Origin of the sequence: Heyndrickxia shackletonii, from assembly GCF_001420715.1 — a bacterium.
GTDB lineage: Bacteria > Bacillota > Bacilli > Bacillales > Bacillaceae_C > Margalitia > Margalitia shackletonii.
Genome location: NZ_LJJC01000004.1, coordinates 1,095,840 through 1,116,438, shown reverse-complemented (window position 1 = coordinate 1,116,438; position 20,599 = coordinate 1,095,840). Strand labels below are relative to the sequence as shown.

The 20,599-nt window shown below is 37.6% G+C and carries 20 protein-coding genes; 1 reads left to right on the top strand and 19 read right to left on the bottom strand.

Annotated features, from left to right (window positions below; translation table 11 throughout):
- Nucleotides 1-3: 3 nt before the first annotated feature.
- The 17 genes from flgL to AN964_RS05215 all read right to left on the bottom strand — a co-directional run bounded on the left by flgL (nt 4) and on the right by AN964_RS05215 (nt 17,187).
- Nucleotides 4-879 carry a flagellar hook-associated protein FlgL gene (flgL, locus tag AN964_RS05295; RefSeq protein WP_055738700.1) on the bottom strand — a complete coding sequence of 292 codons (876 nt, stop codon included), beginning with the start codon at nt 877-879 and terminating at the stop codon, nt 4-6.
- Nucleotides 880-893: 14 nt separating this feature from the next.
- Entirely contained in the window at nt 894-2,504 is a 1,611-nt protein-coding gene (gene flgK / locus AN964_RS05290; protein ID WP_055738699.1) for a flagellar hook-associated protein FlgK, read from the bottom strand.
- 32 nt (nt 2,505-2,536) lie between these two features.
- Nucleotides 2,537-3,016: a flagellar protein FlgN gene (locus AN964_RS05285; RefSeq protein ID WP_055738698.1), complete on the bottom strand. Its 480-nt coding sequence runs from the start codon at nt 3,014-3,016 to the stop codon at nt 2,537-2,539.
- Between the two features lie 15 nt (nt 3,017-3,031).
- Nucleotides 3,032-3,295 carry a flagellar biosynthesis anti-sigma factor FlgM gene (gene flgM / locus AN964_RS05280; RefSeq protein ID WP_055738697.1) on the bottom strand — a complete coding sequence of 88 codons (264 nt, stop codon included), beginning with the start codon at nt 3,293-3,295 and terminating at the stop codon, nt 3,032-3,034.
- An 83-nt stretch (nt 3,296-3,378) separates the two neighbouring features.
- Nucleotides 3,379-3,777: a TIGR03826 family flagellar region protein gene (locus AN964_RS05275; protein ID WP_055738696.1), complete on the bottom strand. Its 399-nt coding sequence runs from the start codon at nt 3,775-3,777 to the stop codon at nt 3,379-3,381.
- A 63-nt stretch (nt 3,778-3,840) separates the two neighbouring features.
- Nucleotides 3,841-4,542, bottom strand: coding sequence for a ComFC family protein (locus AN964_RS05270; protein WP_055738695.1), 702 nt, complete (start codon nt 4,540-4,542; stop codon nt 3,841-3,843).
- A complete protein-coding gene (locus tag AN964_RS05265; RefSeq protein WP_055738694.1) occupies nt 4,535-5,893 on the bottom strand; it encodes an ATP-dependent helicase ComFA in 1,359 nt (452 codons plus the stop codon). Before AN964_RS05265 ends, AN964_RS05270 begins: the two co-directional genes overlap by 8 nt.
- A gap of 738 nt (nt 5,894-6,631) precedes the next feature.
- Complete coding sequence (locus AN964_RS05260) at nt 6,632-7,474, bottom strand: DegV family protein (protein WP_055738693.1); 843 nt, start codon at nt 7,472-7,474, stop codon at nt 6,632-6,634.
- A gap of 131 nt (nt 7,475-7,605) precedes the next feature.
- Complete coding sequence (locus AN964_RS05255; protein WP_055738692.1) at nt 7,606-7,920, bottom strand: hypothetical protein; 315 nt, start codon at nt 7,918-7,920, stop codon at nt 7,606-7,608.
- 151 nt (nt 7,921-8,071) lie between these two features.
- Nucleotides 8,072-8,968 (bottom strand): phosphogluconate dehydrogenase (NAD(+)-dependent, decarboxylating), encoded by an 897-nt coding sequence (gene gnd / locus AN964_RS05250; protein ID WP_055738691.1) that lies wholly within the window; start codon nt 8,966-8,968, stop codon nt 8,072-8,074.
- A 127-nt stretch (nt 8,969-9,095) separates the two neighbouring features.
- Nucleotides 9,096-9,626 (bottom strand): nuclear transport factor 2 family protein, encoded by a 531-nt coding sequence (locus AN964_RS05245; RefSeq protein WP_055738690.1) that lies wholly within the window; start codon nt 9,624-9,626, stop codon nt 9,096-9,098.
- Between the two features lie 252 nt (nt 9,627-9,878).
- A complete protein-coding gene (gene treR / locus AN964_RS05240) occupies nt 9,879-10,595 on the bottom strand; it encodes a trehalose operon repressor (protein WP_055738689.1) in 717 nt (238 codons plus the stop codon).
- A 66-nt stretch (nt 10,596-10,661) separates the two neighbouring features.
- Nucleotides 10,662-12,329 carry an alpha,alpha-phosphotrehalase gene (gene treC / locus AN964_RS05235; protein ID WP_055738688.1) on the bottom strand — a complete coding sequence of 556 codons (1,668 nt, stop codon included), beginning with the start codon at nt 12,327-12,329 and terminating at the stop codon, nt 10,662-10,664.
- Nucleotides 12,330-12,452: 123 nt separating this feature from the next.
- Nucleotides 12,453-13,856, bottom strand: coding sequence for a PTS system trehalose-specific EIIBC component (gene treP / locus AN964_RS05230; RefSeq protein ID WP_055738687.1), 1,404 nt, complete (start codon nt 13,854-13,856; stop codon nt 12,453-12,455).
- Between the two features lie 238 nt (nt 13,857-14,094).
- A complete protein-coding gene (locus AN964_RS05225) occupies nt 14,095-15,072 on the bottom strand; it encodes an HD-GYP domain-containing protein (RefSeq protein WP_055738686.1) in 978 nt (325 codons plus the stop codon).
- A 261-nt stretch (nt 15,073-15,333) separates the two neighbouring features.
- Entirely contained in the window at nt 15,334-16,014 is a 681-nt protein-coding gene (locus tag AN964_RS05220; RefSeq protein ID WP_055738685.1) for a response regulator, read from the bottom strand.
- A gap of 27 nt (nt 16,015-16,041) precedes the next feature.
- Nucleotides 16,042-17,187 carry a sensor histidine kinase gene (locus AN964_RS05215; protein WP_055738684.1) on the bottom strand — a complete coding sequence of 382 codons (1,146 nt, stop codon included), beginning with the start codon at nt 17,185-17,187 and terminating at the stop codon, nt 16,042-16,044.
- 344 nt (nt 17,188-17,531) lie between these two features.
- Between AN964_RS05215 and AN964_RS05210 the strand changes: the two genes are divergently transcribed.
- Complete coding sequence (locus AN964_RS05210; protein ID WP_055738683.1) at nt 17,532-18,164, top strand: YigZ family protein; 633 nt, start codon at nt 17,532-17,534, stop codon at nt 18,162-18,164.
- A gap of 228 nt (nt 18,165-18,392) precedes the next feature.
- On the opposite strand, the gene AN964_RS05205 is transcribed toward AN964_RS05210, so the two are convergent.
- Nucleotides 18,393-19,451, bottom strand: a complete 1,059-nt coding sequence (locus tag AN964_RS05205) for a glycosyltransferase family 4 protein (RefSeq protein ID WP_055738682.1) — start codon at nt 19,449-19,451, stop codon at nt 18,393-18,395.
- Between the two features lie 206 nt (nt 19,452-19,657).
- Complete coding sequence (locus tag AN964_RS05200) at nt 19,658-20,389, bottom strand: WecB/TagA/CpsF family glycosyltransferase (RefSeq protein ID WP_055738681.1); 732 nt, start codon at nt 20,387-20,389, stop codon at nt 19,658-19,660.
- Between the last annotated feature and the right edge of the window lie 210 nt (nt 20,390-20,599).

Below are 20,599 nucleotides of genomic sequence, written 5' to 3'. Positions count from 1 at the left end.
CTTTTAACGTAAAAAGTCTAATAGTGTAGGCTGGATAATTTTCGCACCTACGCCAAGTGCAGCACGTTGTATAGAATCCTGTGTCAATAAATCGGTAATGGCTTGTTCCATGTCAACATCCTCATTCTTTGACATCATCTTTGTTACCGATACTTGTTGCTGGCCAATACGATCTTCCATAAGATCAATTCTATTACTTCGAGCTCCCACGGTAGCACGTTCATTCACAATTTGTGTATTTAGATTATTCACTTCATCAATATATTGATCAATATTAGTTGGATTATTCGATTCTAAATCCTTTGACAACTTATCTAACTTGTCGAATAAGTCTGAGGAGAACACATTGCTTGCATCGCTGTTCACCTGTATATAGACACCCTTTGATAATTCTATATTTACTGGGTTTGTATTAATAGATACAGGGGGAGTCTTTGTTAAATCTACTGGTTTTGTAGATGTATCAGTGCCATTAAAAATATATTTTTCCCCAACTTTTGTATTTGCAATATCCGCTAATTGATTGCGGAGTTGCGTAACTTCTTTTGCAACAGATGATCTTTCAGTATCTGTTAAAGTTCCATTGGAAGCTTGATTTGTTATTTCACTAATTCGCTGCATTATTTTACTTGCTTGGCTTAATGCATCATCTGTATTATCCACCCAATTATGTGCCTCAGAAAAGTTTCGTTTGAATTGTGATACTTCTTGCAAATCAGTACGAAATCCGATTCCTTTCATGGCTACTACTGGATCATCCGATGGACGCGTAATTTTCTTTTGGGATGATATTTGTTCTTGGATTTTTCCCATTTTATCATAGCTATTACTTAAATTTTTCAAAAAGTTATTAGAAAGCATAGATTGAGTTACACGCATCAACTTTTACCTCTCTATCTTCCGCCGGTTCCAAGACCGTTTATAATTTTGTCTAACATTTCATCTACAATCGTAATATTTCTTGCTGAAGCATTGTATGCCTGTTGAAATTTAATCATGTTTATCATTTCTTCATCTAATGATACTGAGCTTACTGACTGACGATTTTGATCTACAGATTGTGTCAGGCTTTGACTATTTGCTGTTAAACGATTTGCTTGCTGAGCATCAACGCCTAATTTACCTATAATAGCTTGGTAGTTTGAAGTAATCGTTCCAGAACCACTTACAGTTATAGTCGTTGGGGTAGAAAATCCTTCAAGAGTAATGGTTCCTTTTGACAAATCAAAGCTTAGTACGTTACCCAGATTTATAGCATTAGACCCGTTGCCTGTTTCAGATTCGGTTGGTGATTTTAAGGCTGTTGAGGCCGCAATCATGTCTTTTGACAAGCTAGAATTTATTTTAATTGCACCAGCTGCACCATGATAATCAGAAAGGGAGGATAAATCAAAAAAGTCATTGCCGGTTTCACCATTTTTGCCATACCCTTTTTGATGTACTTGATTAAATACAGTTCCAAATGTATAGGCTAACTGGTCGAGCTGATCTAGCATTTCTGGATAAATGCCTTTGGAATTTCCACTGTTGTCCTTATAACCATAACTTTCAATTAGCCCCCGAAGTTTCCCTTGACCAATATTTACCTGACCATTATCAAAGAAGTTTACATTTTGCGAATTATTATCTGCATCTGTAATATTTAACGAGGTAACACCATCAGCAGGCGGAAAATTCCCACTGCTTCCAGTCCCTCCTGTAATTCCCATATTTCCATAGTTTGAGCCTTTGACTAGGTAATAATCATTACCATTGGAGTCCGTAATTTTTATATCATATACTCCTTCTGCAATCGGGGAGGAATTACCGCCGCTAGATTTAGGCTCAACTTGCACATTGAAATAGTTTGAAAGTTGATCTACTAAACGATCTCGTTCATCGTACAAATCATTAGGCAAGTAGCCACTAGGCTCTACTTTTGAGATTTGTTGGTTAATTTCCCCTATTTGCTTTAGAATAGAGTTTATATCTGTAATAGATACGTCCAATTCATTTCCAATATATTGTTGATTATCTTTAATAGAATTGCTCAAGTAGTTAAAAGTTTCCGCTACTGCTTGTCCACGTTGTAGCACAACTGCTCTTGCCCCATCGTTTTCCGGACCTGTACTTAAATCCTGTAATGATTGCCAAAATTGATTCATAGCGGCGGAAAGTCCACTATCACTTGGTTCATTCAAGATATCTTCCATCTTGGATAATGCATCTGAACGAGTACTCCAATATCCTAGTTTACTATTCTCCCCACGATATTGCTGGTCTAAAAACGAATCTCGAACACGTTGAATAGAGCCAGCTTTAACTCCTGTTCCCATTTGTCCAGGTATTTGTGGACGGCTCATCCCTCCATGTGGATATGGTGACGTTGCTTCAAAATTGATTCTTTGTCTTGTATATCCTAGTGTATTCGCATTCGAAATATTTTGCCCTGTCACAAATAACGCGTTTTGTTGGGTATTCATCCCACGCTTGGCTGTTTCAAGGCCGAAAAATGTTGAAGTCATGTGTAAACCTCCATTAACATGTTTTGATCTTTTTACGCCTTCGAATCAAATGCAGTAAATGAAGGCTTTTGAGGTGCTTTGGGTTGATTTGGTCTTCCGTATGTATAGCTTTCAGGTTTTGGTTGAATCATGTCTAGTGACATGTTGACGTATTGTAATGAAAGATAGATTAGCGATTGGTTTAATTCGTTTTGTTCTTTCAATTTTTCTATGATTTCTACGATTTTTGTTTTTAAGGTTGATAGTTTTTCTTTCAATTCGATAGGTGCAGCTTCTATGCAGTCAGAAATCGTTACATCCTTCTCTGTATGTAAAAATTCCTTGGCTAATCTTTGACGTTCGACTTCCAAAGTATTAATGGCCGTGATATGTGTTTGCTCATCCTTTAATATTTGCTGGAGGCTCTCCATGTCGTTTCCCTTAATAATTGTAGTTTTTTCTAAGGATAGTTTATATAAACTTTCGTGCAGCTTGCTCAACTTTTCAAGGACTTCTATTAATGGTTCTGACATGAAGGTTCCTCCTTTCTATTTTCCAAAGTAAAATTTTGATATGCCCTTCGCAACAGCTTGCGGATCAACCTTATACTGTCCGTTCTCCACTTGAATTTTGAGCTGCTCTACTTTCTTTTGGCGGTCTTTTTCTACGCTGGAAACTTGTTGGAGTTCCTTGGCCGTTGCAGATATTTCTACTTTGTCGTTTTGTTTATTTATATTTTTTTGTTGATTTAGTTTGTTCATTTGTTGTTTATATGGATTGATTCCGGATGTTCCATAATTATTGATTTTCATTGTCTACGCCCCTTTCGTACGAACGTATATGCTTCTTCTTATTATATCGGAAGATTTAGCAGATGTTTTATAGTTTATTTTTCCTATTTGCTTAAATAGGTTTGATGTCTTGTATTTTCGACTTTTAGTTTTTCCGTTTCATCGAAGTGACTTAAATCTTTTTTTATTTCCGAGGTACATGATTTGCAAAGTTTTCCCTCTTTTATAAGAGTTCCACATTTACTGCATGGGTAACCTAAGTTTGGAAAATGTGTGGTATGAAGTCGACCTTTTTTCACCCATTTATAAATAAGTTCTTCTTCTACTTGTGTTGCTTCTACGATAGTTGTGATCATAGCCGCTCTATTTTCACGTTTTCTTAAAAATTTTGATACTAGCTCATATTTTTTCTCTTCTTCTTTATAGCAATTTTCGCATACGTCGCGAAGATTATTTTTCACGAATAGGTTACCGCATTTAGGGCAATTTTCTAAGCCTGCCATTTTGAATTCCTCCTGAATGACATTTTCTTTCTATTTATTATATCGGATAGATTTTTCATTTGTTTATCCTCTCGCTATTGTAAAAGAGACGACAAATTTTGCACCAGCATTTTTTAGTGTTTTGGCGGCATGTCTAATAGTGGAACCGGTAGTGTATATATCATCGATAAGAAGAATGGATTTACCCTGGACAGGTTCCACTGCCTGAAAAACATTTTCTATATGGATTCGTTCGTGGCGAGATTTTTTCGATTGTTTTTCGGTATGTATTCGTGTAAGGGCATGGTATGGTTGGAGCTCAGCTTCCACGATAAGCGCTTCTGCTTGGCTGAAGCCTCTTTCTAATAGACGTTCTTCGCTTAGCGGAATGGGGACGATGTGGTCATAATTGAAGGATTTTGTTATTTTATAAATATCTTGTGCGAAGACCTTTGCTAAGACATAGTCTCCTCTAAATTTGAACCTGGATAATAGATCCTTGAAAAAATCATTGTATTCATATATGGAAACATTTTTTTCTAAAATGCCGCTCCATTCCGGATCCTCTTCCCAGCGAACACAGTCTAAACATAAATTATTTTGTACGAATTCAGGTGAAAGCTTATCCAGAGGTCGGCAACACTTTTCACATGTTTTCCCAGATATTTTGCTGAGTTTTTTCCTGCAATCAGTACAAAGAAAAGCTTCCTCATGCTGAAAAGAAAAAAAGATCCATGTAATTCTTGGAACTAAATAGACAGAGCACAGCAGGCAATAATCAGCCATCAATAAGCCCCCTTTTCCTCGCCTCTTGGTTCATGCGGATAATATGGTTTTGCGCTTTGAGCATTTCCCTTGATTGCCCATAGTGAAAAAAAGTGATATTCCCAGTTGGGTAATCTGCGCTTCGGCCAACTCGTCCGGAAATTTGGACAAGGGCAGCCTCGGTAAAAATTCGGTCCTCTGCCCCCACAACAGCCACATCTATATTTGGAAAGGTGACTCCTCGTTCTAGAATAGTAGTAGTTAATAGTATAGGTGTTTCCTTTGTACGCATTCTCATAACCTTTTCTTTTCGATTTTGGTCTTCTGCATGGACCGATTCGATTTTTGGATGGAGCTTTTGAAAGAGAGGTGCCGCTTTTTCCATAAGCTTAATATTGGGTAAAAAAACAAGAGCTTGTTTGTTAATTTGGAGGCGGTCAGATACCCATTTTTCCACTATCCTTGGAAGTTTGCCTTTTTCGATCGGTTTTCGCCAGTTTCCGCACCATTTAAATTGTGGGACTGGGAGAGATCGCCTGTGGAAACGAGCCGGTATAGTGACATGTGCCCGATTGCCTGACATGCATTCTTTTTGCCATTTAGTGCTTGGAGTTGCTGTTAAGTGAATTTTTGCAGATGGTTGACGTGCTGCTTTTTCGACAGCCCATTGCAAAGTTCTATCAAATGTATAGGGAAAGGCATCGACTTCATCAACAATGATGACATCGAAGGCATTTTCGAAGCGGAAAAGCTGGTGGGTGGTCGAGATGACAAGTTGTGCGTATTGGTGGCGTTCCTCACTGCCACCGTAAAGGGCTGAGATAGTAGTTGCCGGGAAAACTTTACGGAAGCGCGGGGCAAGTTCAAGTACCACATCCGTTCTTGGTGTGGCGATGCAGACACGTCGTCCGTTACGGAGTGCCTCATTGATCCCTGCAAATAGAACCTCTGTTTTTCCAGCGCCACAGACCGCCCAAACCAACATGTCGGAATTAGATTGAATTGCTTTAACAACTGCAGCTGAGGCGTGTTGTTGACCTTTTGATAACTGGCCGTCCCATTGCAAAGGAATGTCTTCTGGATCTATTTCTGGATCAGGCCCGTTCCAGCCTATTAAAGGAGTACATGTAGAAACCCGCCCCATCATGATGCAATTTCGGCAATAAGTGCAATGTTGTTTGCACCGTGCACATGGATAATTGGCAAATAGATTTTGGTTGGTGTTTCCACATCTAGTACATTTCCATTGATTTTTTTCCTTTGTGATACCGTCTTGGTATGAGATGAGATTATTCTCTTCTAGCAGATCGGGAGGGATTTCACTTTGAAGCAATTTGCGGCCTGCAAGGTAGGCTTGTAATTCTGTGGACAAATGGGGTCACTCCTTTGGAATTGTTTTGTTTAGAATGTACTCAAAAAAGAAACAGATGAAATTCAGGGTGTTAGATTTTTCATTTGGAGGACATCCGTTCCGTTATCTGTGACAAAATGGCATTTTTTCCGAAGTTTGCGGACAGACGTTCCGTTATTTTGCAAACAAGCGGGGATTTCCTTATGATTTTTGCGAATAGCGGAACGTCTGTCCTCTAACATGTTGAAAGCATGGTTTTTTCCTGAAATAACGGAACTAGTGTCCGGTTAAATTAGGTTCTAACCAATTAAAGGACACAGCTTCCGTTATCTGTGACAAAATGGCATTTTTTCCGAAGTTTGCGGACAGGCGTTCCGTTATTTTGCAAACAAGCGGGGATTTCCTTATGATTTTTTGCGAATAGCGGAACGTCTGTCCTCTAACATGTTGAAAGCATGGTTTTTTCCTGAAAATAACGGAACCTGTGTCCGGTTAAACTAGTTTCCTAACAATTAAAGGACACAGCTTCCGTTATCTGTGACAAATGGCATTTTTTCCGAAGTTTGCGGACAGACGTTCCGTTATTTTGCAAAAAAGCAGGGATTTCCTTATGATTTTTGCGAATAGCGGAACGCCTGTCCTCTAACATGTTGAAAGCAAGGCTGATTACTGAAATAACGGAACCTGTGTCCACATTTGGGGCTATAATTGCCCAAATAAGCAGACGCCATTCCCTGCTTGGAATGGCGCTTTACCATTTTATTTCAACATCCAAGTCAATCCCATCGCGCCTTCGCCGATATGGGTTCCAATGACAGGACCAAAATAGCTGATGGAAAAATCAACATTTGGATATAGCTTTTCAAGTTCAGACTTCCATTCCATTGCTTCTTCTTCACGATTTGCGTGAATGATAGACGCTTTTAATGGGATTCCTTTAGCAGCATCTTCACCTAGTAATTCGGCAATTCGATTCATCGCTTTTTTCCTTGTTCGGATTTTTTCAAAAGGGACGATGACTTTATCGACAAAGTGAAGAAGTGGCTTTATTTTTAATAGGCTACCAATCATCGCTTGGGCACTGGACAAACGGCCTCCGCGTTGGAGGTGGGAAAGATCATCGGCCATAAAATAAGCTCGTGTAGATGCTTTTAGCTCATTAAGTCTTAGGAGAATTTCCTCGGGAGATTTTCCTTCTAATGCAAGCTTTGCCGCATCAATTGCATAGAACCCCTGTGCCATACAGCTTATTTCGGAATCATAAGGGTAGACTTTGACGCCCTCCACCATTGTTCCGGCAGTGACAGCACCTTGATAGGTCCCGCTGATTCCGCTCGACAAATGAATGCTAATGATGGCATCGTGGTCTTTAGCTAGTTTTTCAAATAGTTCTATGAATTTCCCAGTTGAAGGCTGAGAGGAGGTTGGAAGCTTGTCTAATTGCTTTACTTCTTCATAAAATTGATCTGCAAATAAATCTACTTCCTCCTCATACGTTTCCCCTTTCATTATGACACTAAGCGGAATCATATGAATGTTTAGTTCTTCTCGAATTTCTTTTGGGATATATGCAGTACTGTCTGTGACAATGGCAGTTTTCATTTTAAACTCATCCTTAAAAGTATTTGCTACCATTTTATAAAAATTGTTCCAATAAATCTAGATAAAGTTGGATTTTTGATTGATCTAGAGGTTTTCTGCGAAGTTTATTTTATTGAAAAACAAAGAGGATATTAAAATAGGTTATCTTGAATTTTTTCGACTTTATTTACTTTTCTTTCAAGCTTTTGCTGCTTTTCATAAAAAAGGTCTAGGTCATATTTATGACTTTGACAAATTGATTGGATTGAATCAAGCTTTCTATGCACGTCCTTAAAGCCAGTTTCCATCTCCGATTTCATGCCCTTTACTTCCGTTTCAAGGGTTTCAAATCTTTTGTCCATTGCATCAAATCTTTTATCCATTTCATCAAATCTTTTGTCAATCACGTCAAATTTTTTGTTCATCTCTCCCAATAAAGACATTATCTCTTTTATTTCGTTTTCCATTTTTATTCACCTCCTTGTAATTGATTCTATCCTATTATTTCTAATGAAGTCTAGTCCATATAATTGGTTTTTCCTAGCAAATCAATAGATGAAAACGGAAAAATCACTTAAAAAAAACACAAAAACAGGCGGAAATCTCCGCCTGCTTCTATTATTTTTCTACTACGGCATGTCCGCCAAATTCATTACGTAAAGCTGCAACGACTTTACCTGTAAAAGTATCATCCTCTAGTGAACGATATCTCATCATCAAGGATAACGCGATAACTGGTGCTGCGGTTTGGAAGTCTAATGCTGCTTCAACCGTCCATTTTCCTTCACCAGAAGAATGCATAACACCTTTGATTTTATCTAGCTTCGCATCTTTCGAGAAGGCATTTTCCATAAGCTCCATTAACCAAGAACGGATAACGGAACCGTTGTTCCATACAGTAGAAACTTTCTCGTATTCGTAGTCAAATGGGCTTTTTTCCAGAATTTCGAAGCCTTCTGCGATTGCTGCCATCATACCGTATTCAATTCCGTTATGTACCATTTTCAAGAAATGTCCGCTGCCCGCTTTTCCGGTATATAGATAACCTTTTTCAACGGAAATATCTTTAAAAACATTTTCCACTTGGTCAAATGCTTCCTTATCTCCACCGATCATCGTACATGCTCCGTGACGTGCACCTTCTACACCGCCGCTTGTTCCGCAATCAAGGAAATATACGCCTTTTTCTTTACTTTCATCATAGCGGCGAAGCGAATCTTTATAATGCGCATTTCCACCGTCAATAACGATATCTTTTTCATCTAATAATGGTAAAAGTTCTTGAAAAACTTGTTCTGTAATATCCCCCGCTGGAACCATCAGCCAAATCTTGCGAGGACGGTCAAGCTTTGCAACAAGTTCTTTAAGAGTTACTGCACCTTGTGCACCTTCATTAGAAATATTTTGAACTGCCTCTTTATTTACATCAAATGCACATACTTGATATCCTTTTTCCATTAGGTTTAAGGAAAGCTGGTATCCCATTTTCCCTAATCCAACCATACCGATTTGCATTGTAACTGCCACCCTTCAAATATTTTTTCACAATAACTTCATTATAGAAGAAAAAAATTTCCGCGTAAACATTTATATACCGGATGCTGCTTATAGGATTCCCTTTATTATAAGTATGGTTTCCTAATTACTTTGTTTGCATTACCATAATAGAAGTCAGTTTCCACTGTCCATTTTCTTTATGATAAGTGTTCACTTGTCTGCTTGTTTTTACAACCTTTTCCCCTTTTGAAGCAACAGTTGTTTTTAATGCTATATAAACATTTGCACTATTGGGCTTGTACCCGATTACGGTGATTTTAGTCGGCTCCATTTTGACATCCATTGTGTCAAAAACTTTTTTCGTATAAGCTTTTTCCTCGTCATATTTAAAGGATGTTGGATTTTTTGAAATGGTGGCCATGTACGCATCTAAATTTTTCTCATTAAAGGCTTTAATGTACTGATCTGTGACCGCAAGCAACGCTTTTTTCTCTGCTTCCGGGACGTTTTGGTCCTCTTTTAAAGATGGTTTTGTTGTATTGCCGGTAACCTCTTGGTTAGGTGATTCCGTTTGTTTATCCGATGCTTTCTTGTTCGTTGGGCTATCATTGTTACTGCATGCCCCTAATAAAAATACGCCTATGATGAAAAGGCCAATTAATTTAGTCCACTTCATTAGTATGTATACCTCCTATGGATCAATACCTTCATTTTATTGATTTTAGACGTTTAATACAAATGGAAAACACGTATAATGGGAATTTTGCTAGTTTTTTTGTTAAGGGATTGTGAAGTTTTAGGAGCAGTGTTTGTGTATTTGTCAAACCAATTTGACGAATAAAAATTAAATGGACCGAATGGACTGGGAATAGACCGATTTAGTCATTTATAACTAAAAAAAGCACCTGCCCGGCAAGGCAAATGCTTCCTACTGTCCGCGCCGCGCGAAGTCGACAAATTTAAATTTATCGAGGCGGTGGCGTGATTCCGTATATTGAAAAAGACTTGTATCCTCTAGATAAACATAGTTTTTAACAACGACAACATGCTCATAGTTTTTTAAATCTAAGTATTTCCGATCTTCCTCAGTTGGTTCATCGACAGAAATTTCTTTTTTCGCGAAGCTAATGGTAAGGCCGAGTTCTCCCTCAATGTATTCATATATGGAGCCTTCACATATTTCTTTCGTCAAGGATGGCACTGTTTTTTTCAAAATAAAATCCTTATCAAGGATAATCCGTTCATGCTCCAATTCCCTGGCACGAACAAGCTTCCATACACTGTCTTTACTCGAAATATGCAACTGCTTTTGGATGTAGTCGTCCGGTTTAATATCTTCCAACTCATAGACAATGGTCCGCCATGGCTTCCCGGTTTTCTGGGCAATTTCCTTAAAGCTTACAAGCCCGGAAACCGGAAAATCAAAACGGCCAACATCTAAAACAAAGGATCCTTTACCTTTGATCTTTTGAATATAACCATTTTGTGAAAGTAAATTTAACGCCTTGCGAATCGTTTCGCGGGAGGTATCATATTTTTCAACTAGTTCATTTTCGGATAAAAGTTTCTCATTTGGCTTTAGCTTGCCTGATTGGATTTGTTCTACAATTTCCTCGTAGATAGATAAGAACTTGTTTACTCTCATGCTGAGAATCCTTTCAAAATATCGTTTTCTCTATTCTACCGATATTTTACGGGCTCTACAATCACTCTATTTTTTCAAGTGAAAAACAATGGATTCATAGGGTCTTAAGATTATTGTTTGAACATTATTTTCGGAATCCGCGTAATTTGAAAGAAGAATCTCACTTGAATAACCGGACAGATCTTTTGGACACTCAAAACTTGTTTCGTTTCCGTAAAAATTATTCACTACCAACAGTTTTTCATTTTCTCCATTTCGGATATAAGCAAATATTTCAGGATGATCCTCTAAAAGTAATTCATAATCTCCATCTGTGATAATATCAAATTCCTTACGGAGCTGGATGAGTTTTTGATAATGGTAAAAAACAGAATTTTGATCCTGTATGGCATTCTCAACATTTAATGTCTTGTAATTTTGCGCTACTTTTATCCAAGGTGTCCCTGAGGTAAAACCAGCGTTTTCACTGGAATCCCATTGAACAGGTGTCCGCGAATTATCACGGGATTTTTGTCTTAAAATCTCCAGTACTTCCTCTTCGCTTAAACCTTGTTCCAGCATCAAACGATACATATTATGTGATTCTACATCACGATAATCTTCGATGGATTCAAAATTCGGATTCGTCATCCCAATTTCTTCCCCTTGATAAATATAAGGGGTTCCTTGCATCAAGTGAATGGCAGTCGCGAGCATTTTTGCGGATTCCGTTAAATATTCACGGTCATTTCCATAGCGGCTCACAATTCGCGGCTGGTCATGATTACACCAAAATAAAGCATTCCATCCTCCGCCTTTGTTCATTTCTACCTGCCACTTTGATAAAATTCTTTTTAAGGATAGTAAGTCAAAATCAGCGTTCGACCACTTTTCACCGTTGGCATAATCCACTTTTAAATGGTGAAAATGAAAGGTCATGCTTAATTCTTTTTCCTCTGGATTGGTGTATTTAATACAATTGTCTATTGTTGTGGAAGACATTTCTCCCACTGTCATAGCATCATATTTTGAAAAAACCTCACGATTCATTTCTTTCAAAAATTCGTGGACTCGCGGGCCGTCCGTGTAAAACTTACGCCCATCTCCTGTTTGGTCATCCGGGAAACGCTGATCCTTCGAAATTACATTAATTACATCTAACCGGAAGCCATCTACACCTTTTTGAAACCAGAAGTGCATCATATCATAGACTTTTTTCCGCAGCTCCTCGTTCTCCCAATTTAAATCAGCTTGGGATACATCGTAGAGATGCAAATAATATTGGCCAGTTTGTTCATCAAGCTTCCATGCTGATCCGCCAAATTTTGATTCCCAGTTCGTTGGCTCACTTCCATTAGGTTTCGCATCTTTCCATATATAATAATCACGATATGGATTGTCTTTAGAGGATCTGGCCTGCTTGAACCATTCATGCTCTGTCGATGTATGATTCACTACAATATCCATGATAATTTTGATATCACGCTGATGTGCCTCTTGTAAAAGCTGTTCAAAATCCTCCATCGTTCCAAATTCATCATAGATTTTATAATAGTCACTGATATCATACCCATTATCACGTTGTGGAGATTGATAGATTGGGGTCAACCAAATAACATCAATCCCAAGCTTTTTTAAATAATCTAGCTTTCTTATTACTCCTTGAATATCCCCCAAACCGTTCCCGGTTGTATCATAAAAACTTTTCGGATAGATTTGATATACTGCTGCTTTTTTCCACCATGGTTGTGTCATCTTATATCACCACTTCTTATTTGTTTATTTGAAATTCGATGAGGACTACTCGTTTTTCTGCAATCCCCTTTACAAAAAGCAAGACACGATACCTCTTCACTCCTGGTATCGTCCCTTGTATCATTATTTATCTTTTCTCATTTTACCGATGACCAATGTTAAGACGAACGGAACAACAATTGCGATTGCCATCCCGATAAAGAATGGTCCCCAGTTTTGAGCTCTGATTGATAAAAATGCTGGTAAACCGCCGACACCTACTGAAGGTGCGAGAACATGATTAATCGTTATGAACATGCCTGCGATTGCGGACCCAATGATTGCTGAGATAAAAGCGAATCGGAATCGTAAGTTTACTCCGAACATGGCTGGCTCGGTAATTCCAAGGTATGCAGAAACTGCGGAAGTTAAGGATAGTCCTTTTATCTTTTCATCGCGTGTTGCGAACATCATCCCAAGTGCAGCTGAACCTTGCGCAATATTAGATAGTGCTACCATTGGCCATAAGAAGGTTGTACCAGTGCTTCCGATTAGTTGCAAATCAACTGCAAGGAAAGTGTGATGCATACCTGTGATAACAAGCGGCGCGTAAAGTAAACCATAGATTAAACCGCCAAGTGCAGGTGCTGCATGGAAAATAGCAACGACTGCGTGAGTAATTGCATTAGCTATAGCAAATGTAACTGGTCCGATTACGATAAAGGATAAAAATCCAGTAACTAGTAAAGCAATGGGTGCTACAAGTAAAAGCTGGAATGCATCTGGAATGCGCTTTTTCAAAAACACCTCAATTTTTGCTAATACCCAGGAAGCAACCAGCACTGGTAAAACTTGACCTTGATAACCGATTTTGTCAATATGAAGTCCAAATAAGTTCCATTGCGGAATTTTTTCTGTCGAACCATATGCCCAAGCATTTAATAGATCCGGATGGACAAGCATTAATCCAAGGACAATACCAAGTAATGAGTTTCCCCCAAATTTCTTTACGGCAGACCAACCGATTAATGCTGGTAAAAAGGTAAATGCTGTGTTCGCAATTAAGTTGATAATGCTAGCGAAATCCGCCCATTGTGGATATACGTCCACAAGTGATTTTTTATCAAAGAAAATTCCTTGTCCTGTTAAAATATTATTGATCCCCATTAACAAACCAACTGTCACAATTGCAGGTAAAATAGGAATAAATATATCCGCTAGTGTTTTAATTGCTCGTTGTAATGGATTAAGTTTTTTAGCGGCTGCATCTTTAATTTCCTGCTTTGTTGCATGACCGATTCCAGTTAAATCCACCAATTCATTGTAAACTTTATCTACTGTACCTTGACCAATCACAACTTGAAATTGACCATTAGCAGAAAATGATCCTTTTACAAGGTCAATGTTTTCTAATTCTTCCTTATTCACTTTTCCCTCATCTACTAAGGCAAAACGTAAGCGAGTCACGCAGTGTGTAGCCGCTGTGATGTTTTCCTTGCCACCAACTGCTTGTACAATTTTCTCTGCAGCTTCTCTATTGGTCGACATATTCTCCCCATCCTTCTGATACCGTTTACATTAACGAGTATTTTTTTAGTCTCCTTTAATATATGGAGACGTTTTCATTTTTGGCAAAAAACTATGAATCTATAAAACTATTTACGAACTTGTATATACAAGATGATCCTTATGTCCTAATCATATCTTGTATATACAAGTGTGTCAATGAATTTTTTTAAATAATAAAAAAAAACACCCCATGCAATGTCGCATAGGGTACAAAGTTTCAATTCAATATCTCACTAATTAGAACAGACAATTCTTCACTTAAATCTATTTCCATACCAGTATTTTTCACACGTACTATCGGGCGGTGAATATTGTTTTGAATTCGAGTCACAATCGCTTCTTGCCGGTTGCTTAGACGAATTCTTGTTCCGGGTATGTAGGAAGGGATGCTATCAATAAAAGCTTGTACAATTTTTTCATTAAAATCGATTCCGTTTTTCGCCATGATTATTTCTAGCGCTACATGCGGCAATGCTTCGCCACTTGAAATAAGATGTTCATACAGATTGGCAACAGCACAAATTTGTGGGAAATCCAGAATTTCAGAGCCTGAAAGTTTACGCGGATAGCCAGTACCATCAAACCTTTCATGATGCTGATAAGCAACATGTGCAGATAGTAAGCTGATTTCGCGATTTTTTCGAATGATTTCAAATCCTTTTTCGGGATGGAGCGTTGTATCATCTGTTACCATTTTTCCAATATCATGAAGCATCGTCCCCATGGCAAGGTCGCGTTGCTGTGAATTGGTGTATCCTAGTTGTTTAGAAGTTTGCAGAGCAAGTAATGTTACATTGACAGCATGGGCATATGGTTTTAATTCTTCTGTAACAGACGAGGAAGGAATCAAATAGATCGTTTTTCTTCGAATCACTTCAAAGATAATTTTGTTGATAGCTACTTGTAAAGCAAAAACATTCAATAGTTTGTTCTGTTTTGCTAAATCATGAGCTTTTTTCACTTCGTCAATCGCATCCATCCAAGTTGGCATATCGACCAATTCATCCATTGAAATCCCGTGGGACTCAGCATCTTCCACTATTAAGGTGGAAATATTCATTTGCTTGATCCGTTCTAAATATATCGGATGAATCGTTCGTCCAGCAGCGAGTAAAATTCGTTTTTGTCGATCATAAATGGGCCTTGCAAGCTGCATCGTTGTATGATCATATTCTTCTATTTGGATAAAACGCATATCTTAAATACCCTCTTTATGGCTAATAATGAATTTAGATAATATTATAGGCTTCAAATGAAGAAACGTATATGTGGGAATGTAGTTTGATTAAAAGTGCATTGTTTTTTAAAACATTCATTTTTGGTACAACTTTTAGGTCTTCCCATATAGTATCGGCAAAATAGAGAATTTTTTTAGTTCTTTATTCAGAGAGCTCGGAGATTTTAATTAATGAGCCAAAACAAAAGAAAAACCCTCTCCAAAAGGAGAAGGTCCTTCTTAGCGTACTTCGACCCAGCCATTTTTGATCGCTGTTACTACTGCTTGAGTTCGGTCGTTTGCGCTCATCTTTTGTAAAATATTTGATACATGGTTTTTGACTGTTTTTTCACTTATGTACAAAGCTTCCCCGATGACACGATTGCTTTTTCCATCAGCTAAAAGCTGTAAAACTTCGCATTCACGTGGTGTTAGTAAATGAAGTGGTCTTACTACCTCAGGCTGTTGATAGCCTTTTCCAGTATTTTGTCTGTTTGCTAGGCGACGGTATTCAGTCACTAAATTATGCGTGATTTTTGGATGTAGATAGGATCCACCGTCTGCTACTACCTTCACCGCTTCAATTAGCGCATCGGAATCCATTTCTTTTAATAGATATCCTGTTGCACCTGTTTTTAAAGCATGTGTAACATAGTTTTCGTCGTCGTGGATGGATAATATTATTACCTTTGTATCCGGATATGTTTCCACTAATAGTCTAGTTGCTTCAATTCCGTTTTTGTTTGGCATATTTATATCCATGAGGACTACATCCGGTTTATGCTGCTCAATAATTTTTAGAGCAGCATCTCCATCGTCCCCTTCTGCAACGATTTCGAAAGATTTTTCAAATTCTAATATACGTTTAACACCTTCGCGAAATAATTGGTGATCATCAATTATGGCAATTTTCGTTGTCATTTGCCTCGGCCTCCTTTGTCCCATTCATCAATCTTCTATCGGTACTTGAATTGTTACAATTGTGCCTAATCCTTGTTTGGAATCGATGGTAATATTTCCATTGAGCAGTTCAATTCTTTCCTTCATGCCGACAATACCGAATGAGCCTTCTTTCTTTGCTCTTACATCGAACCCTTTTCCGTTGTCTTTTATAATGACGACAATGCGTTCTTTCTGCATTTCAAGCTTTACTTGAATCACAGAGCATTCCGCATGCTTTAAGGCATTTTGAACAGATTCTTGAACCAGTCTAAACAATGCTACTTCGTAATTCGAATGGAGCCTTACTTCCTCACCAAAATTAAAAAATTGAATATGAGGTGCCCCATTGTTATATTCTTCGGTTCTAGCTAAATATTTTCTGAGGGTAGGCACTAAACCTAAATCATCAAGTGCCATTGGTCGTAAATCGTAGATGATGCGACGGACTTCATATAATGAAGATCTTACCATCCGTTTTAAATCGGATACTTCATTAATCGCTTCCTGCGCACCTCTTTCCCGATAAATTTTTTCAATTAGATCAGATCTAATTAACATATTGGCAAGCATTTGTGCAGGACCGTCATGAATTTCTCTCGAAAGGCGTTTCCGCTCTTCCTCTTGTGCTTCAATTACCTTTAAGCCGAAATCCTGCCTCTCCTTTGCATCCTCTAATGCACTGCCAATCTGCTTCAGATCTCTGGTTAAATAATTCAATACTACACTTGTCTGCGAGACTAAATGGTCTGCCCGCTCAATTGTTTCCTGAAGATTTATCAGCCGTCTTTCCAGTTCATCGCGCCTTTTGCGCAGATTTTTCTCTAACTCCCGATTCATCGAGAGCTTCATTTGGAGATTGTGGGCCACTTCGTATGCATTCCGAACTTGCTCTTCTGTGTAATCACGGAAATTAAGACTTACTTCAGAAAGTCGGCGCCTTGAATAGCGTGTCTTTACTTCCAATTCATCGCCTTCCTCGATTACCTTTCCAACCATTATCTTAATCTCTTTCAGCTCACTCGTAATAGAGTCAAAGTCTTGACGGCACTGCTCACCTATTTGAAAAATCTCAGACTTACTGTTATCAACGGTTGAAATCATTTTCTCCAGAATATCATCGAGAGCCTTCGTATCAATTTTTTTTAAAGACATCTGACATTCCTCCAGGGTCATCTCCCTTTGGGATAAAATTATTTTAACTCGATTTGAATCAATATACTATTTGGAATCATTGGTAAAATAAAATTAGGAAAATGATACTAAAAGTTTTTTAAGTCTTATGACCTAGTACTATATTCTATGTATAATATTCGAGCATCTCACTAATTTTCCCTGCAAGTTTACAAGACTCATAAAGAATTTATACTTATTATATCAAAACTAATTATCTCAAAATATATTTGTTTTATTACATTTTGTTTAGCATTATTGCAACATTTTGGAGAAAGCATCCTTTTTTTGCTACCATATATGTAGAAAGTTTCGGAGGTATCTATATGTTAAAGCAGTATTTTACAATAAAAGAATTCGGCAGTCATGAAATTATCATTCAAAAATCCAGATTTATTGCCCACGTTAACCGAGCCGTAACAGAGAAAGACGCCCAGGACTTTATCCAGGAAATCAAAAAGAAGCATTGGGACGCCAACCATAATTGCTCCGCATACATGATTGGCCAGCATAATGAAATCCAAAAAGCAAATGATGACGGTGAACCGAGCGGCACAGCAGGAGTTCCAATCTTGGAGGTCCTCAAAAAACGAGACTTAAAAGATACCGTTGTCGTCGTTACACGTTATTTTGGAGGAATCAAGCTCGGAGCTGGCGGACTTATTCGTGCTTACGGAAAATCTACCTCAGAAGGAATTAATGCAGTTGGAGTTGTAGAACGCAAACTAATGAAAATAGTGCACACCAAGATTGACTATACATGGCTTGGAAAGGTAGAAAATGAGCTTCGTTCCTCTGTGTATGAGATAAAGGAAATTCATTATGTGGATAATGTCGAAATAGAAACATTTGTCGAAGAGGAACAGGTTGGGAAATTTACGGAATGGATGATTGAAATGACGAATGGGCAAGCGGAGATTTTGGAGGGTGAAGTGTTGTATTTAGAAAAGGATATGTAAAAACAAATGCGCAAGCGCCGCAGCTCTAGCGTACGGATTTCGTAGTCTTCGACTGAGATAAAGGAAACACAGCGAGGTAGTTCACGAGCTGATGTTGACTTATCGTAGGGAGGAGACGGAGAAATCCGCTAGCCGATAGGCGCTGAAGCTAGACGTAGGCAACTTTTCAAAAAAGTTATCCACAGGGTTAAATTATATAATTTCCTAGACTAAAGTAAAACGGATCTATTAAGGATCCGTTTTCTTTGTTGATTTCATTATATTCAGTAATGGTTTGTAATTTTTACCAACTAGTTCAATGCTTTCCACAAAAATTTCAATAGCAATTAATAAAACAGCCACTAATATGATGGATCCCCACATCGTTGACATAGAGAAAATAATTGCGGCTAAGCCAAACATAGCGGCTATAGCATAAATGATTAACACTGTTTGGCGATGGGAAAATCCAAGACGCAATAAGCAGTGATGCAAATGGGATTTATCCGCGCCAAATATATATTGCTTATTTGCAAATCGACGAACCAGTGCAAAGAAAGTATCAGACAAAGGTACCCCAAGAATAATAACTGGTATGACCAAGGAAATAAAAGTAATATTTTTAAATCCAAGCAGTGATAATACAGATATCATATATCCAAGATAAAGGGCTCCTGTATCTCCCATGAAAATCTTCGCCGGATGAAAATTAAAAAGTAAAAATCCTAGTGTACTTGCCAACAGTATTGCTCCTAATGTTGCAGCAAAAAAGTTTCCCATTAAGACGGCCATTCCTGATATTGTAATTAAAGCGATGCTGGAAACTCCAGCAGCAAGACCATCTAAACCATCAATTAAATTAATCGCATTAGTAACTCCCACAATCCAAATAATAGTTAACGGAATGGTAAAGATGCCAAATTCTAATTGTCCTCCAAATGGTAAATTGATGAAATCAATTTCTATCCCACCTAAAACAACAACAATTGCTGCTACCACTTGTCCAGCTAATTTCAATTTAGGACTTAATTCGTATTTATCGTCCAAAATACCAGTTATGATAATGATTAAACTTCCTAAAATAATGGATAAAACAGATACTTTGCTGTCAGTTGGTCTCAAAATTAAAAAACCAATAATAAAACTAATAAATATGGCTAACCCACCCATAAGCGGCATTGCTTTCTGATGAACTTTTCGTTTATTAGGAAGATCTGTAACACCGTATTTAAGGGCAAGTCTTTTTACGAAAGGAGTTATTATTAAAGAACTAATAAAACATATAAACATCGTTATATATAATAACATTTACATCCTCCTTATACTCACAAGACCCCTTATTATAATAATAAATGGATAATTGTCGTATAACCCGTATATAATAAATGTTGTGTTTCTTATAGTCGAAATTTGTAATCAAATGAATTATATCACATGACTTTGATTAATTATAGAATATTTTTTGTTTCGAGAAATACTTTCTTTTACCATATGCATTTGCATTTATTTCATTACTATCCACGTTGCTTTTGAAATATGACTTTGACTAAAAAATGTGGGATGACAAGCATTCTTCGCCATCTTGATGGTTGCTTTATTAAACGATAAAGCCACTCCAGATTTAATTTTTGCCAAGTTTTTGGAGCACGTTTGACCACACCGGCAATCACGTCAAAGCTGCCTCCAACTCCCATAAATACCCCTTTTTGAAAAGAGTCGAGATGTTCAGCAATCCATTGCTCTTGTTTTGGTACTCCTAATGCAACAAAGATAAGGTCAGGCTCAGTCGATTTAATTTCTTCTTCTATATTATTATCATTCCAATCAAAGAAACCATTATGTGAGCCAACTATTTCTACTTGTGGATATCGTTCATGTACATTCTTCAATAATAATTGTAAGACAAACTCTGCTGCACCTAAAAAATAAACGCGATGCCGTTTTTGATTTGCAATTTCTAACAAATCCAGCATCATGTCGGTTCCGGATACCCTTCCTGGTAATGGTTGGTTTAATATTTTAGAGGCAATGACAATGCCTATACCATCGGCGGTAATATAATCTGCCTTCTTAAGATAACCTTCATACCCTTTATCATTTAAAGCTCGCATTACAATTTCTGGGTTAGCGGTTACCACAAAAGTTTTTTTATTCTCTTTAATTTGTCCCTCCAGCAAATCAATAAACGAATGATGGTTGGAGTGTATAATTGGAATACCTAATACATTGAAAAATCTTTGTTTCATTCTTTATCGTTCACCCCTGAGATGAGTGCCATTCATGATTTTGAGTATACTAGAATTGGAACACTTCGTCTAAACATTCCTTAAGTAAATAAATACTTAGACATTACTTTAATGTGTCAATCTTAAAATACTCTTAAAAATTACAAAAAGCCAAATTTTATCTTTTGCTGTGCTTTCGACTATTTTCTACCTAATAACATACCAAAAGTA

What these genes read in the sequence shown, in the direction of transcription:
- AN964_RS05200 (WP_055738681.1), bottom strand. Translation starts at nt 20,389, where the DNA reads ATGAAACAAAGATTTTTCAATGTATTAGGTATTCCAATTATACACTCC.
- AN964_RS05285 (WP_055738698.1), bottom strand. Translation starts at nt 3,016, where the DNA reads ATGTCAGAACCATTAATAGAAGTCCTTGAAAAGTTGAGCAAGCTGCAC.
- AN964_RS05275 (WP_055738696.1), bottom strand. Translation starts at nt 3,777, where the DNA reads ATGGCAGGCTTAGAAAATTGCCCTAAATGCGGTAACCTATTCGTGAAA.
- AN964_RS05220 (WP_055738685.1), bottom strand. Translation starts at nt 16,014, where the DNA reads ATGACAACGAAAATTGCCATAATTGATGATCACCAATTATTTCGCGAA.
- AN964_RS05255 (WP_055738692.1), bottom strand. Translation starts at nt 7,920, where the DNA reads ATGGAAAACGAAATAAAAGAGATAATGTCTTTATTGGGAGAGATGAAC.
- AN964_RS05225 (WP_055738686.1), bottom strand. Translation starts at nt 15,072, where the DNA reads ATGCGTTTTATCCAAATAGAAGAATATGATCATACAACGATGCAGCTT.
- AN964_RS05270 (WP_055738695.1), bottom strand. Translation starts at nt 4,542, where the DNA reads ATGGCTGATTATTGCCTGCTGTGCTCTGTCTATTTAGTTCCAAGAATT.
- AN964_RS05245 (WP_055738690.1), bottom strand. Translation starts at nt 9,626, where the DNA reads ATGAAGTGGACTAAATTAATTGGCCTTTTCATCATAGGCGTATTTTTA.
- flgL (WP_055738700.1), bottom strand. Translation starts at nt 879, where the DNA reads ATGCGTGTAACTCAATCTATGCTTTCTAATAACTTTTTGAAAAATTTA.
- AN964_RS05215 (WP_055738684.1), bottom strand. Translation starts at nt 17,187, where the DNA reads ATGTCTTTAAAAAAAATTGATACGAAGGCTCTCGATGATATTCTGGAG.
- flgM (WP_055738697.1), bottom strand. Translation starts at nt 3,295, where the DNA reads ATGAAAATCAATAATTATGGAACATCCGGAATCAATCCATATAAACAA.
- AN964_RS05205 (WP_055738682.1), bottom strand. Translation starts at nt 19,451, where the DNA reads ATGTTATTATATATAACGATGTTTATATGTTTTATTAGTTCTTTAATA.
- treR (WP_055738689.1), bottom strand. Translation starts at nt 10,595, where the DNA reads ATGAGAGTAAACAAGTTCTTATCTATCTACGAGGAAATTGTAGAACAA.
- AN964_RS05210 (WP_055738683.1), top strand. Translation starts at nt 17,532, where the DNA reads ATGTTAAAGCAGTATTTTACAATAAAAGAATTCGGCAGTCATGAAATT.
- gnd (WP_055738691.1), bottom strand. Translation starts at nt 8,968, where the DNA reads ATGCAAATCGGTATGGTTGGATTAGGGAAAATGGGATACCAGCTTTCC.
- flgK (WP_055738699.1), bottom strand. Translation starts at nt 2,504, where the DNA reads ATGACTTCAACATTTTTCGGCCTTGAAACAGCCAAGCGTGGGATGAAT.
- treP (WP_055738687.1), bottom strand. Translation starts at nt 13,856, where the DNA reads ATGTCGACCAATAGAGAAGCTGCAGAGAAAATTGTACAAGCAGTTGGT.
- AN964_RS05260 (WP_055738693.1), bottom strand. Translation starts at nt 7,474, where the DNA reads ATGAAAACTGCCATTGTCACAGACAGTACTGCATATATCCCAAAAGAA.
- treC (WP_055738688.1), bottom strand. Translation starts at nt 12,329, where the DNA reads ATGACACAACCATGGTGGAAAAAAGCAGCAGTATATCAAATCTATCCG.